Source organism: Anaerolineales bacterium (assembly GCA_016928575.1).
Taxonomy (GTDB): Bacteria; Chloroflexota; Anaerolineae; order Anaerolineales; family RBG-16-64-43; genus JAFGKK01.
Map to the genome: position 1 here is coordinate 1 of JAFGKK010000044.1, position 13,507 is coordinate 13,507.

11 protein-coding genes are annotated in these 13,507 nt (G+C 63.1%); all 11 read right to left on the minus strand.

What is annotated here, in order from left to right:
- On the minus strand, positions 1 to 2,313 hold a 2,313-nt coding region (locus JW929_05795), incomplete at its 3' end, for a hypothetical protein (protein ID MBN1438906.1).
- A gap of 302 nt (positions 2,314 to 2,615) precedes the next feature.
- Positions 2,616 to 3,404, minus strand: a complete 789-nt coding sequence (locus JW929_05800) for a hypothetical protein (GenBank protein ID MBN1438907.1) — start codon at positions 3,402 to 3,404, stop codon at positions 2,616 to 2,618.
- Positions 3,401 to 5,386, minus strand: coding sequence for a beta-galactosidase (locus JW929_05805; GenBank protein ID MBN1438908.1), 1,986 nt, complete (start codon positions 5,384 to 5,386; stop codon positions 3,401 to 3,403). The genes JW929_05800 and JW929_05805 overlap by 4 nt, the downstream gene beginning before the upstream one ends.
- A 183-nt stretch (positions 5,387 to 5,569) precedes the next feature.
- Entirely contained in the window at positions 5,570 to 6,721 is a 1,152-nt protein-coding gene (locus JW929_05810; protein MBN1438909.1) for a glycosyltransferase family 4 protein, read from the minus strand.
- A gap of 5 nt (positions 6,722 to 6,726) precedes the next feature.
- Entirely contained in the window at positions 6,727 to 7,896 is a 1,170-nt protein-coding gene (locus tag JW929_05815; protein ID MBN1438910.1) for a glycosyltransferase family 4 protein, read from the minus strand.
- Positions 7,897 to 8,012: 116 nt separating this feature from the next.
- Entirely contained in the window at positions 8,013 to 9,188 is a 1,176-nt protein-coding gene (locus JW929_05820; protein MBN1438911.1) for a glycosyltransferase family 4 protein, read from the minus strand.
- Between the two features lie 108 nt (positions 9,189 to 9,296).
- A complete protein-coding gene (locus JW929_05825; GenBank protein ID MBN1438912.1) occupies positions 9,297 to 9,989 on the minus strand; it encodes a WbqC family protein in 693 nt (230 codons plus the stop codon).
- Positions 9,990 to 9,992: 3 nt separating this feature from the next.
- Entirely contained in the window at positions 9,993 to 10,646 is a 654-nt protein-coding gene (locus JW929_05830; GenBank protein ID MBN1438913.1) for a PIG-L family deacetylase, read from the minus strand.
- A 3-nt stretch (positions 10,647 to 10,649) separates the two neighbouring features.
- Positions 10,650 to 11,276, minus strand: coding sequence for a class I SAM-dependent methyltransferase (locus tag JW929_05835; GenBank protein ID MBN1438914.1), 627 nt, complete (start codon positions 11,274 to 11,276; stop codon positions 10,650 to 10,652).
- Positions 11,273 to 12,604: an ABC transporter ATP-binding protein gene (locus JW929_05840; GenBank protein ID MBN1438915.1), complete on the minus strand. Its 1,332-nt coding sequence runs from the start codon at positions 12,602 to 12,604 to the stop codon at positions 11,273 to 11,275. Before JW929_05840 ends, JW929_05835 begins: the two co-directional genes overlap by 4 nt.
- Position 12,605: 1 nt before the next feature.
- The gene (locus JW929_05845) at positions 12,606 to 13,469 is read right to left on the minus strand and encodes an ABC transporter permease (GenBank protein ID MBN1438916.1); all 864 of its coding nucleotides are present in this window, start codon (positions 13,467 to 13,469) and stop codon (positions 12,606 to 12,608) included.
- Between the last annotated feature and the right edge of the window lie 38 nt (positions 13,470 to 13,507).

The window sequence follows — 13,507 nt, forward strand, 5'->3', positions numbered from 1 at the left end:
CTCGGCCAGGCGCTTCGCGATTGTCAGCGACTCGCGGTAGGACGCCAGCGCTCCGGCCAGATCCCCTTGGGCCAGCAATACGTCCCCTTGATCGACTCTGAGTATGCAATATTGACGGCGCCAGAACGGCGCCTCCGCCTGATCCGTGGGAAGTCCGGACAACCATTCCGCCGCCGCGCCCAGGGCGCCGCTTACCAGGTCGAGCCGTCCCATTTCCTCCAGCCTGTCGGATATTCCATAAAGGAGCGGGCCGGCAAGCTGTTCCCAAAGCCGCCGCCCGTCGTCGGCGCGGAGCAACGCGGCGGCGTGGGGAATCAGACGGCCTGCCGCGGATAGCCCTTCCCCGCCGGAGGAGCCCTGCAATCCGTCAAGCAGGTTCTCGCGCAACCAGTCGGCCAGCCGACGCCGCAGCTCCGGATCGGACGGCTCCATTTCGCGCGCGAAGGCGTATCCCAACGCGTGCGTGAACTCCCATATCTCGTCCGGCGCCCGCCTCAGCAGGCCGCGTTGGACCAATCCTTTGAGCGCCGCCAGCGCTCGGCTCCGCCCGCCGTCTCCGTCCTCCGCCCCGGAGACCGCCGCCGCGATCGGGCCGGCCGGAAACGGCGCGCGGGCCAGAAGCCCCGCCGCGCGCAGCGCCAACCGCGCCGTTTCATCCGCGCTTCGCACGCTGCGTCCGAAGAGCCAGCGCAGCGTGTGCTCGGCCCGGCGCGGATCGGTCAGCCCGGGCAGCCCGCCCGCCTTCCATTCGCCGGCCAGCTCCGCCGGATCCTCCTCGTCCCGGGCCAGGAGGTTGCCCGCCCAGGTGATCGCGAGCGGATGTCCTTCCAGCAGTTCCAGCACCGTTCTGCGGACCGCCGGTTCCAGCGGGCGGCTTTCCGTCAACGAATCGAGCAACGCCGCCGCGTCGTCCGGTGGAAGCGCTTCCCGCAGAAAGACGGTTTCCACCGCCGCCGCCTGGGTGTTGAGCCGTGTGAGCAGCAGCCAGCGGCACTCCGGCGGGAGCACGCCGAGCAGCTCCGGGAGGTGGGCGCGGCCCGGGGTTCCGTCGGCCTCTTCCCCGCCCTCGAGGATGACCAGTGCCAGCTTGCCGCAGCAGGCCGCGGCGGCCCGTTCGCGCGGCGCGGCGCGTTCCAGGAACTCCGGGCCGCACAGCCGGTTGGCGAGCGCGCTCCAGACGGGTTCGGCCTTTCCGCGTTCGGAATACAGGTCGAGGTACACCAATCCGTCGGGATACGGGCTGCCGGCCAGCCTAGCGGCGTTTGCGCCCACGACGTCCGCGAGTGCGCCGGCGGCCAGCGCGGTTTTCCCGAGGCCCGCCGGCCCCACGACGGCGGTGTTCAAGCCTGCCTTCAGGCGCTCGGCAAGCAGCCGGCGTTCCTTCCCGCGGCCGAAGAACTTCTCAGCCGCCGGCGGCAGCTCGCACGGAACGCGCTTCGGTCCGCGCGCTCCGAGCAAACCCGGACCCAATCTGATTTCTTTGATGATCGCTATCGGCAACTTGGCGGCCTCCGCCGGAAGGCTGGCTTTCTCCATCGGCCCGGAATCTCTCGTCTCGATGGGCGATCTCGTGAAGCCGCCGAGCTTTAAAGCCGTAAACACCAGGCTTGCCGCGTGGCGCGCCGCCAGTTGCTGGCGCCTTGGTTTGTCAATTTTCTTCAACCCATCCGCCCAGTCGCAGATGGCTTTGACCAAAATCCAACTCGTCTGGCGGTCATGAGCCGCCGCGGCCATTCCCGCGGCTTCCATTTCCCCGCCGATCGCTTCCGGTTCGAATTTCAGCAGGGCGTCCCGGAATTCCTTATTGTCCACAAGTTTTTCCCCGGAGAGGATCAACCCCGGTTTGGTTTTTAAGTCGTTGCGAGCTTCGCATGCGGCCTGAAACCGGCCCAACAGCCAGGTCGCGGCGGGCATGGCGCCGCCGCGCGGTTGGATCTCTATTCCCTTATTGTTCTTTGTGCCCACCCGCTGGATCTCGTAGCAGCGGACGTTTTCCGACACCAGCACTTGTCCGATGGATTGGTTTTTTTTATCCACGCCGAACGCGATGCCGACCATGATCACGGCGTACGGATGGAGCTCGTCGATCGCCGCAAAGACCGTCGATTCCGATCCTCCGGGCGTGCCGCTCCCCTTTTCGCATTGCACCAGCGCCACGCTCGCCCCGCCGATATCCCCCAGCAGGTAGTAGGTCCGCGTGCGCCCGTGATGCAATGTGTGTTTCCGTCCTACCGCCGCTTTCGCCGCGGCCAGGACGGCTTTTCGTTCCACATCGGTCGCGCACAATAAAAGCACGTAAGAGGATTCGGTCACTGGATCCTTTATCCCGGCGCGATGCGCCGAACGGCAGGAAGGCATTATTTCAACCCAGCCTGCGCCTGCTCCAAACGGCCCGTTCCGTGCAGGCGAACTAATATTATAGTGAATTATCGGGGTTTAGAAATCCGCCCGCCGTCGTGATTTCACCCTGGCGGGTTTGCGCGGGATTTGGTTGTGGATGGGAATGGAATTCGGCGGCGCGTTCCGTATTCGCGAAGCTCCGACGGGAGGTTGTGGGAAAAATTAACCCGTCGGTGGAAAAATCTACGGCCCATTGGAGCCGCCTGGCGCCGGTGTCAATCCGTCAGACCGAACGACGACGCCGTACCGTCCGCCTCCGCTGCGGTCAATTCCCGCAACTTGTCCTCCGACGAAAGCAGCCGGGCGAACACCAGGTAATCGCAGATCAACGCCGCCCGGACCGGCGCCACATGCGCGTGAACGGCTTCGCAGATGGACGCCAAATCCTTTGGGCTGGAAGGCAGGCCGGCGACGGGCGCGGAGAAACGCGCCAGATAATCGATGGTCGTGATCAGGCGGATCTTGCGGTCCGCCGCGCGGAGGATCAGCGTCAGCCACGGCGTGGAGTCGCGGACGACTCCCAGAAAAACCGAACAGGGATCCGGACCCGAAGCCATCCATGCGCGGATCGAATCCAGGGAAAAGCCGTTCCACTTCCAGGAAAACGGGGGGTGGAACGCCAAGCCCGCGGGATCCTGCCCCGTAAGCAGGAAGGCCTTGAGGACAAACTCCTCCAAGTCGTCGGCCATCCAATCCGCGCGCTGAACCCGGTCCGAAAACAGGACCAGGCTGTCCCGCTCCAGAATTTGAACGCCCTCCAACCCAGGCAATTGATAGTAGAGCTTCTTCGCCAGTTCCTGCGGATCGTCCACCTGTTCGATCGCCGGAACCCGGAACCCCGCCGGCGCATACACGCGGAGGACTTTGCCTCCGTGATGGAGGATCGAAAGCAGGTTCGGATGCTCTGGCCGGACGTCCGCGATCCGGGATGCGTCGATCAGGGAAACGAGGTTCCTCCAGAAGTCCGGACGGAGGTCGGTGATCTCCACGTCGCGGGCGATCATTTCAACACCTCCCACACCTGTACGGTGTACGGCGGGACTTCGCTCGTCACGGACCCCGTTTGGGTCCCCTCCGGAGCGTTCCACACGCCGCGCAACGGCCAGGAGGAGATCATGATCGACCGCTGGACGGTATTGGTCGGATTGGCGAGGAAGACGAGAATCGACAGGCCGCCGCGGATCGTCAACCGCAGGTGGGGGTTGTCGATCAGGACCACGTTCGGCATATCGGGGGTGATCAGGTCCTTCGCCTGGTCGAAGCCGGGCAGGAACGTGATTTTTCCGGATTCGCGGTTTTGGGTGCCGGGAATTTGTATCGCCGCGCCAAGGACCGAAGCCGGATTCATCCGCTCGTCGAGCGTGGGCAGCGCCGGCCCGAACACCAGGTGTCCGCCGCGGTCGGCGAATTCCAGCAGCCGTTCCTGCTCCTTCGGATCCATGAAATCGGCCGTGGGAACGAATACCATGTCGTACTTCACGAGCTCGTCCAGCACGATTCGGGTGTTCGCCAGGTTGTATTCCACCTGGGCGTTTTCCAAATACCGGCATGCCTCTGCAATCCAGCTGCGCTCTTCGTAAATGGATTGCAGCACCGGCTCCGTCAGGAAACCCAGGGACGACGGCACATCGGAAAAAGCCTTCGGGATTCGCAGCAATCCAAGGTAGGCGTGGTTCAGGGTAGAAAATGCGCTGTGGTACCTTTCCAAGCCTTGGGAGAGGAGCACCAGCGTGCGGCAATTCTTTTTGCTTTCGAATATCCGGTATTGGCTGAAAAACGCGTTCAACCGCCGGAACATCGCGGCGTACTCCTCTCGGAACGCGCCCGACCGCTGAATCGGAGCCCCCACCCACCGGTCGCCCTCGGCCAGCATGTGAAAATCCGCCGCCGACATGCCGTGCATCACTGCGCTGAGTATGGCGAATTCCTGCTCGGCGGGGGTATTGACGTGCGTGGTGAACCAGGAATGCCCGGCGCCGAACCGCGAGACGAACGGAAGCCGGCCGGTGCCGGTCAGATAGCGGATTTTCCGGGCCAGGGCGGGATACTCCGCCGGCCGCGGATCCACCTCCATGCCAAAGAGCGGCGTATCGATGGTTTTCTGCATCTCCAAGCTTTCAATCGGCGTGGATAAATGGGGCGGACCGTCGACGCCCAGGGGGACGGTAATTCCCCTATCCCGGACCATCTGCACGAGGCGGCCGTGAAAGCGGAGGATCAGGAATTCCTTATACTCTGCCCAATCCAAATACCGCGGGAGATCGCGTTGGACGACCGCCTCGCAGGATTTCGGCGGAGCAATCTCCGTGAAGGTCGAGAAATTTCCGCCGTATACTTCGTTTAGCGCTTCGATGGTCCCGTACTTGTCGGACAGGAATTTCCGGTACAAGGCGATCGAATCGGGGGAGTAATCCAGATCGTAAGCCTGGGTCCGCCCGAAGAACGCGGTTTCCTTGTTGATCAGGCAGAGGACGATCGGTCCGTCGGGAAACTGCCGCGGCGCGAGGATCGGCAGAGTCTGATCCAGAAATTTGCCCGCCTCCTGAAGGAAACGGTCGCTGGCGTAGGAGGGAATGGCGACCGGCGGCATGAACCGCGCGGAGATAGCCGGCGCCCCCGTCGACGTTTGAGCCCACAAGGCGGGATTGCGGATCACCCGCAGCGGGAATCCGCCGTACGGCATGTCTTCATCGACGATCGGCCCGATCCGGACGATCGCCATCAAGCCGATTTCGCGGCACAGATCGATGAAGTTCGGAAGCCCCTTGCTTGGGTTCTTCTCCCCGAAGTCAAAGATCCCCGGGCCGGATTCATGCAGGCCCCATGGAACCGGAAAACTCACGACCTCAAATCCGAGTTCTTTCACCCCCTCCAGGATCGTCCGCCAATCTTCCGGCGCATGGCGCCAATAATGGACGGTCCCGGCGTACAGCGGTATCTGACGCCCCTCCAAATACAACCCGTTGGATTCAATCCGGATGGCCATGGGATCGTTCTCCGCAACAAGAATACTCGATTAACCGAAGCCGTGCAATCAAAATCGCTGCGGATCAACCGCGGCAATCCCCGGGGAAGAAATTTTTTATTGGTTTTTTATCGGTGTCCCCGCCGCGCAGGACGGGCTCCTGTCGGCGCGGAATAGGACGGATCTGTCACCGGAGAACGCCCGTCAGGATCCAAGCATCTCCCGGAACAAATCGAGGTAGGCTTCCGCATAGCGTTCCTCGGAGAACGCCTTTCGGGCGGCGTCCGCCAGGGCCCGGCGGTATGCGGGGGAATCCGCATCGCCGCGAAGGGCTTCGCGAATCCGCCGGGCGAGATCCTCGGCGGTCTCTCGGCCGCTTTCGAATCCCGCGCCGACCGGCATTCCCAGGACGGCTTCCATTTCGCGGATCTGCGGCGCCCACCCGATCACGGGCACCCCGCTGCACAGGGCTTCCAACAAGGCGATGCTGAAATTTTCCAACCGGCTGGGGATGACCACCAGGCGGATACCGGTCAGCCGTTCCGCCAACTCCTGCGGGGCAAGCTGTCCGAGCGCGGTAACCGGCAGGCCGTCCCCAACCGCCTGCCGCACCAAGCCTTCATCCTCGCCGCGTCCGCAGACCAGCAGCGGCTCCTTCCATAGACCCGCATCCGAGCGATAGGCGTCCAACAGCAAGTCGATCCCTTTGCGGAGGCGGACCGCACCGATGAACATCACCCCCCGGCGGTCACGGCCGGTTTCCACCGGCCGGCGGCAGAAGACGGGGGAGACCGGATAATGGATCGCCCGCATGCGGTTCTGGGGCAGGCGCCTTTGCACGGCGATGTGCTCCAAGGAGGAGCGCGAAGGGAAGACCACGCGGTCGTAGACGCCCAATCCCTCGCCCGATTGGCCGTGGTGATGGGTGAGGACCAGGTTGCCGCGCAGCCCGAGGGCGCGCGCCAGCCGGGCGAACGGCATCCGGGCCAGGTGGTTGTGGACGATCTCGGGCCGGAAGAGTTCCATCTCCCGGCGCAGTGCGGTCAGGGCGAATGCATCGTAGAAGAGGTTTTTCACCCCGGCCGGCAACGGTCGCAGCCGCAGGACAGCCCACGCCAGCCGGGGCAAATCCTTGGCGCCGGGGATGTGCATCGCCGCCGCAACCTCCACGGCGCGCCCCGGAGCGACCTCCCACAACTCGCGCGCACCGACGCCTTCCGGGATCGGCAGCACCTGGACCTCGTGGCCCCGTTCGGTCATCAGGCGGGTGAGCTGGAGCGATGCGCGCGCCATGCCTCCCGCCGCCGGGGCGAGCGCCTCCGATTTCATCAGCGGATGGATCTGGAGAATGCGCATCGGTTCTATCCGCCCCCGATCAGATCGGCGTAGTGGCCGGCCATCTCCCGGCCGTAGCGTTGCATCGAAAACGATTCGCGCGCCTTGTCCGCCAGCGCGCGCCGCGACGGATCGCCGAGAACGGGCGATTCCAGCGCTTCGGCCACCAACCCCGCAAGCGCGTCAACTCCTTCGATCCGCGCGTCGAACGCCCATCCGACCGGCTGCCGCCACCAGTCTTGAAGCTCCTGCACTTGCGGCGCCCAGCCGACGACCGGCGTTCCGCAAGCCAGGGATTCCATCAACGCCACCGAAAAACCTTCCATCCGGCTGGGATTCACCAGCAGCAGGGAGCCGGAGACGATCGTCTTGATTTCCGAGGCGCTGAGGCGGCCGTGAAACACGACCGGCAGGTTTTCCTGCTTCACAAGCGATTTATACCTTTCCTCATCCTGCCCGCTGCCGCACAAATGCAGCGTATGCCCGCGCAGGCGCTCGTTACGGCGGTACGCCTCCAGCAACAGGTCCACCCCTTTGGAATCCTTCAAATTCCCCACGCTGACCAATCCACTGCGTTCCGAACCCGGAACGACCTCCCCCTCCAAAAAAACATCCGACACCGGGTAGTACAGGATCCGGGTTCTCTCCCTCGGGTATCCGGTTTTGCGGCAGACTTCGTCCTGCATCGCCCGGCTCAGGAAGATGATCCGGTCGTACACCGAAAGGTTGGATCCGGTGCGCCCGGAATGATGGGTTAGGATGGTGCGCGGTTTTCTTCCGGTCAGCGGCAGTAGGACGGGGATATCGGATTCGGTCTGATGGCAATGCAGGATGTCCGGTCCGAAACGGTCGATCGCCAGGCGCAGACCCTCGAGGAAACACAGGTCCAGAAAAAGCATGTGGCGGTCGGATCCGGAGAATTTCGCCCTCAGCAGGCGCGCGGCATCCGGCAACAGCCGGGCCGGGGAGGGAAGCGCAAGGGTTGGGAACACAGGAGCGGGAACGGCCGGCGAGGCGGAGAATTCAAGCGTTTCTCCCCAGATCCGCTCCGGCCACGGGTACAATGCGACCTTCTGCCCGGCTTCGAGCAGACCGCGGGTGAGCATCAACGCCACGCGGGATTTTCCGCCGGCGCGGGGATTGATCCGCTCGGACCGCAGGTAGGTCTGGATTTGCAGAATGCGAAGGGGCTTCATGTTTGCTTACCCACCGGCGCCCCATACCCCGGTTCTTCCGGCTTTGGAGAAGGCAACCGGAGCGGGGCCGGCGTCGTTCCCTTGCACCCGTCCGCCGGAGGCGTCGTCGAGATAAATCACCCTTCCTCCATCACCTCTTCGTACGCGAGCAGATTTTCCGTGGCATACCGCTCGATGGAGAAAAACTTGCGCGCCCGCGCGGCAAGTGCCTTCCGGTAGGGGAGAGTCCGGTATTCCTTGCCCCTGATCCATTTGAGAATCCGGCCGGCGAGTTCCTCCGGCGCGGAATGAGCCGGGTCGAAGCCCGCTCCGCATTCCATGCGCAACAATTTCGCCGTTTCTTCCACCTGCGGCTTCCATCCGATCACCGCGGTCCCGCAGCACATCGCCTCCGCCAGCGCCAGGCTGAATCCTTCGGCCGGGCTCGGATTTACGAGCAGTTCCGCGGCCGAGTATTCTGCGCGCATCCTCTCGGGATCGACCCGCCCGAGAAACGTCGCCGGAACCTTATGTTTCCGGGCAAAGGCTTCGAAGTGTTCCTGCTCCGGGCCGATCCCGCAGATCCGCAGAGGGATTTTGCGCAAAGCCGGTGATTTCGCATACGCCGCGAGAAGATGCTGCAATCCTTTGTCGAGCCGCAACCCGCCGACGAACAGAATCCCTTTCCGACGGGTCGATACGGGCGCCGTGGAATCGGAGAACACCCGCTCGACGGCCGGTCGGATGAGCCGCGAACACTCGAGCAGGGCGGCGTCCCGTCCGCAGACCAAAGTGCGCAGCGCATCGGAGGCGAAGATGATCCGCCGGTAGGCTTGCAGGTGCTGGCCGGCGGTGTGCGTGTGATGCGTCAGCACCAGGGGGACCGTCATCCCGAGTGCACGGTACAAAAGAGGGAATTCGGAAAACGAGAGGTGGTTGTGGAGGATCTCCGGCTGAAAATCCCGGACCGCCTCGCGCAGCCCGGCCAGGAACATCGTATCCATCCGGACCGAATGGGCCGAACGGTTGGCCGCCGGCAGACGCGCCGCCTTAATGGTAAATCCGGCCCAATCCTTCACCGCCGTGATTCGCGCAGTCGGGATCAGGCGGATGGGTTTTCCGGGATTGTCGATCCAATACGGTTTTTCCAGAATGGGCTCCGGAAACGGAAAAATCGCCACATCGTTGCCGCGGGCGGCGAATTCCCGCGAAAGCTGCAGCGAGAGTCGCGATTTTCCCCCGGCGCGGGGATTTACCCCCTCCCCCTTTAGAAAGGGGTGAATTTGCATGATCCGGAAGGTTGTTTTCGCCATATTCCGACGCTTCTTGCCGCTCCCTCATTCAGCCCCAGGCCGCCTTCTCTCGGCCCCCCCACAAGAAGGACGGGAGGAAGGCGAATGACGAACGATCTTCTTTCCCGGCTACGATCCCTTTCCATTTAATAACCGGATCCCCTTCGGCCCCTCGTTCAGCAGCAGGTCGATGCTGGCCATTCCCGGAACGAAAGGGGAAAACCTTTGGGGATATTCCGGATGGTGAAATTCATGGAATTCCACCTCGATTCCCGCGTCGATGAACAGCGCTTGGTCGAGGTAGTCCTTGCCGCTCGGGCCGGAGAGGTACACGGCGGCGCCGGTTTTCCGGCAGATGTCGAGCAGCAACCCGCTCTTTTTGCCCGCCACTCCCAACGCCGAAGCCCGGCGCACCGGGGTGGCGATTCCGAACGTGCGCCACAACAGCTCGATCAGCGCGAGGTTCAGATCCACGAGCTTTTGCCACGGTTTCAGCAGCAGCTCCTCCAAAACCGGTCCGTAGGCTTTCCAGTAGGGCGCGCGAGAGTAATTCTGCAGAAGCGTGCGCCAATACACTTCCGCCCAACGGGCCTGGTTGTTGATTTCCACATCCAGAAACGCCTGCCCGAATCTTCCCTTGAGCAGGACCGGCACGGTGACCCAACCCCATCCCTGCGGCGTACGGATCCGGTTGCGATTTTCAAAATAATTCTTCTTGAAGGCCACCGTATCGAGAAAGATGAATTCGTCGGCCCGGCGCGCCTTGTCGAGGTATCCGAGCCACGGCATGTGCTCGGGTTGGTGGATGGCGACGCGCTTCACGGCCTACTTCAGGGCGAGGTCCCACTGCCAGCGGAGGGTTTCGTAGCATTCCGCGTGGCCGACGCCGATTTCAAATCCGCGGTGGACTCCGCGGGCGATCACCGCGTCCAGCCAGATATCGCCGTACTTCTTGTACTGCGAATCGTGCGCCAGAAGCGATTCGCGCTTGGCCTGAACCGACTCCGGCGAGACGGCCACGTAGACCTGCGGGCGGAACGGCGAGTAAGAGCGCCCGGAGGGGGTCATCGGTTCGTAAAACAAAATCGAATTGAAGTATCGGCAGGCCGAGATCGAGGCAAGCGACACGGCGCGGTGGTCCTGATGGGTGTCGTGCGGCCAGTGGGTAAGGATGACATCCGGCTTGAATTTCCGCAGCGGCGCTTCGATCGCTTCCACCACGTGGAAATCGTACGGAATTTGCTTGGTGGGGAAATCCAAAATTTCGAGCTGCACATCGCCGAGCTTGCGGGCCGCCTCGCGGCCTTCGAGCATCGCCTGGTCGTCGGTGCGGAAAACCCGTCCGTCCAGGTCGACGTAATCCGAGTGCGAGAGGACGAGCATCGCGGCGTCCCAGCCCTTGCGTGCGGCTTCGGCCAGGGTTCCGCCGCAGCCGATCTCGATGTCGTCCAGGTGCGCCCCGATCGCGAGCAGTCTCATCGGTCATCCCTTCCGGTGGAGGTAGAGCGTGAAATCATGGGGCAGGTAGTCGTGCCGCAGGGTCACCCAGCGGGCGACGGCGTGCGCCAGCTCGAAGGCGCGTTCCGGACGGCAGTAGAACATGTCGTCGCGGAAATGCCCCGGATCGTAATAGGTGCTGAGCAGGTTGATCGCCACGCCGCGCCGGCAGCGCGCAAACAGCCGGCCCAGGATGCGGAAGATCCACGCCTCCTGATCCTCCCGGAATTTTACGTTAAAAGTCCCGCTGATGAAAACGTAATCCGGCGGCGCTTCCGGCTCATAGCGCTCAACGTCCGCGCAGACGAAAGCATCGCCGGGATGGCGGCGGCGCGCTTCTTCAATGAATGCCGGCTGGATATCCAGCCCGGTATAGCGAACCGGTATCCCGCGCCGTTCCAGAAAGGTGCGTAGATCTCCGAACCCGCAGCCCACGTCGAGGATCGCCGCGTTCCGCAGGTCTCCAATCTGTGAGAGGACCTCAAAACGCACCTCTTGGGATTCGCGGCTTCCGATTCCAAGCGAGCGGGTGTCGTAGCCGTACTCCCGCCAGCGTTCGGAGTAAAAATCCAAAACCTTGCGTTCCTCTTCCTTCGCTTGTCCGGGGGTCACTTGCGCACCTTCTTCAAACCGGCCCCGCCGGCGTTTCCGAGCGGGCGGACGTCCGTTTCCCAATTCAAAATCGGCGCGACCACGCCGGACCAGGCCCGTGGGTAATCCCCCTTTACCGACTGGCCCGATCCGCTGTCCTCCACCCGGAAGGAGAGCAGATTCGATTCGCGGATGAAATACCTCCGCGGAACCAGGACGCGCAGCAGAACGTCGACCGCAAACATCCCTTCGTTCAGGAAATTCCCCGGGATCCTGCAAACGCTGCGGTAAATCCCCTTGTGGCGCTTCTTCTCGATGTACGCCGGATCGTGGTTGGCCGCGGATTCCAATACGCAGATGCCGTCGTCGTTGTGGATCAGGATGATCGGGAGGAACGGATACTTCGTATCGAACGCCCAATACTCCACCTCGATGTTCACCGGTTCGCGGATCTCGAAGGTGGAGCGTTGTTTGCCGCCGCGGTCGAGCAGGCGCACCCGCTTGAGCCGGGCGGTCTCGTCGCCGGGAGCCTGGTCCGGGGAATCCCACTCTTTGCAGTCGGCCGCCGAGCGGTCGGCGTTCAGGTAGTGCGAGATCACCTCCGCGGTATCGCCGTCGGCGGCGACCCGCCCTTCGTCGAGCAGGATGGTGCGCGGGCACAGGCGGTGGATGGCGGTCATGTTGTGGGAGACGAACAGCACCGTGCGCCCTTCCTTGCCGACGCTTTCCATCTTTCCCATGCACTTTTTTTGGAAGCGGTCGTCGCCCACCGCCAGCACCTCGTCGACCAGCAGAACCTCGGGATTGAGGTGCGCCGCGACCGCGAACGCCAGGCGCAGGAACATCCCGCTGGAGTAATGCTTGACCGGCGTATCGATGAACTTCTCGATTTCGGAGAAGGCGACGATCTCGTCGAAGCGCCGGTCGATCTCGGCGTGGCGCATGCCCAGAATCGCGCCGTTGAGGAAAATGTTCTCCCGCCCGGTGAGTTCCGGATGGAAGCCGGTGCCCACTTCCAGCAGCGACCCGATCCGGCCCGAGAGCCGTACCCGCCCCTCGGTCGGGTCGGTGATCCGCGAAAGCACCTTCAGCAGGGTGCTTTTGCCCGCGCCGTTGCGGCCGATGATGCCGAGCACCTCCCCCTGACGGACTTCAAAGTTGATCTCCTTGAGGGCCCAGATCATTTCCCGCGCAGGGGCGGGTTCGCGCCGGATGATCCGCCGCGCCCAGCGGAAGGGGGCTTTGGCCGCCGCCACCATCGTTTCGCGGATGGTCTTATATCCCTCCTGGAGGGCGCCGATCCGGTATTGCTTGCCGAGGTTCTCCACACGTATGACGAGGTCGCCCATGTCACACCACATCCGCGAAGTTGCGTTCCATCCGGCGGAAATAGAACGCGCCGGTGACGAGCAGCACGACGGATACGGCTGTGGAGACCCACAGCATCGGTCCGGGGGCGGCAGCCACACCGGATCCCAGCAGCGACCAGCGGAATCCCTCGATGACGCCCGCCATCGGGTTCAGGCCGTATAGAGTCCGCAACAGGTCGTTTTCGATCAGGCTGCTGGAATAGGCGACCGGGCTGGCGAACTGCCAGATGGAGACGAGGAACGTGACCGCGTAACGGATGTCGCGGTATTCGACGTTGAGCGCCGAAAGCCACAACCCCACCCCGAGCGCCGTGATGAACGCCAGCAGGGTGAACCAGGGGATCCACAGCACCGCCGCCGTCGGCCAAATGCCGAACCCGAGCATCATCAGGATCAGGACGGTGAACGCCAGCAGAAAATCGACCGCGTTCCCCAGCACGCTGGCGATGGGGACGACCAGGCGCGGAAAGAAGACCTTCTTGATCAGCTGGGCGCTGCCGACCAGGCTGTTGGCGGAGGTCGTCACGCTGTTGGAGAAAAAGGTCCACGGCACCACAGCCGCGAAGCTGAAGATCGGATAGGGGACGTCCCCTGACGGGATCTTGGCCAATTGTCCGAAGAACAAGCTGAACACGACCATGGTCATGACCGGCTGAATGATCGCCCAGAGGGCGCCGAGAACCGTCTGTTTGTAGCGCACCTTGATATCCCGCCAGGTGAGGAAAAACAGCAGTTCGCGGTAAGCCCACACTTCGTGCAGTTTTAGGTTGACCCAACCCCTGGAGGGAAGGATCTCGGTGATGGGGCCGACGAAGTCGTTTTGCAATGATTCCTGTTTATTCATGGGATCCTGTACGCCAAAAGACGGACGGTGGACGATGG